Annotated in this window: 3 protein-coding genes; all 3 read left to right on the top strand. The window is 34.2% G+C overall.

Annotated features, from left to right (window positions below):
* Positions 1 to 231: hypothetical protein (locus A9G36_RS10140; RefSeq protein ID WP_176701012.1), on the top strand; the 231-nt coding region annotated here is incomplete at its 5' end.
* Positions 232 to 388: 157 nt separating this feature from the next.
* Entirely contained in the window at positions 389 to 808 is a 420-nt protein-coding gene (locus tag A9G36_RS04335; protein ID WP_065585445.1) for a hypothetical protein, read from the top strand.
* A gap of 41 nt (positions 809 to 849) precedes the next feature.
* A complete protein-coding gene (locus tag A9G36_RS04340) occupies positions 850 to 1,050 on the top strand; it encodes a hypothetical protein (RefSeq protein WP_176701013.1) in 201 nt (66 codons plus the stop codon).
* Positions 1,051 to 1,097 lie beyond the last annotated feature (47 nt).

The raw sequence follows: 1,097 nt of genomic DNA on the forward strand, positions 1-1,097 counted from the left end.
GGAGTTGACGACCAATTACAAGGTCAGCGGGTGATCATTTTTACCTACCATTTAGAAAATGTGCCAAATTGGATAAAAAATAAGGATATTTATAGCTTATATAAAGGTTATGGCGGTTTAGAGAAAGCCGTATTGGGTGAAAGACCTGTTAAAGGTGCGCATAACTATAGTATTTCTTCTGATGGAAGATTAAGCTTAATAAGGGCTAGAAGTGGTAGTTATATTTTATAAAATTATTTTAATTCATTAGATTACTGTTAAGTTTAAGATTTGCGGGGTAAAAAAGTGTTTCCATACTTACTGTCATACCAATATACAGCTGATACGAGCCATAAGCCGAAGCAGTGACAAAAGCGATTAACAAATTTTAACTAACAGGTAATAACTGATGAAAACACAAATCAAAAAAGTCTTAATATTAGGTAGTAGTTTACTGATGTTATCGTTACTGACAGGGTGCGATTTTACCGATTATAAAACGCGAATTCAAAGAGAAAACGATATTAATAACCCAACAGGAAATAAAAAATCTTGTTTAGCAGTGGGGGATTTAACTGAGGATATGTATCCTTATACTATTCAATATATTGAAGGCGAAATTGATCCTGATGATGCATGGGATAAAATTGCCGCCAATAATGAGCTTAATTTAAAGCTATCCCTCTATGCTAAAGAGGGATTATTTACCGAAGAGCTAGTTGGTCATGACGGCGATAAGCCTCTGTACCGTTATAATTTAACGGAAGAAGGTCGTAAATACGTAGATTGGTGGGGGGGACTAACTTCTGCTTTGGTCGGGTTGTGGTAGAAAAAATTATAGATGTGGATAATCAACTTAAAGGTATGCGTATGGTTACGTTTACCTATCATTTAGAAAATGTGCCAAATTGGATAAAAAATAAGGATATTTATAGTCTATATCCTAATTATAGCGAAATTGAACCCGCGGTAACGGGTAGTAGACCTGCTTTAGGAAGTCATTATTACAATATTAAGTCGGATGGTAGATTAAAATTGATCCGTGCGGAAAGTGGTAATTATCTTTTATAAAGTTATTTTAATTCATTAGATTACTGTTAAGTTTAAGATTTGCGGGG

This window comes from Gilliamella sp. Choc6-1 (assembly GCF_001690385.1).
Classification (GTDB): Bacteria; Pseudomonadota; Gammaproteobacteria; order Enterobacterales; family Orbaceae; genus Gilliamella; species Gilliamella apicola_A.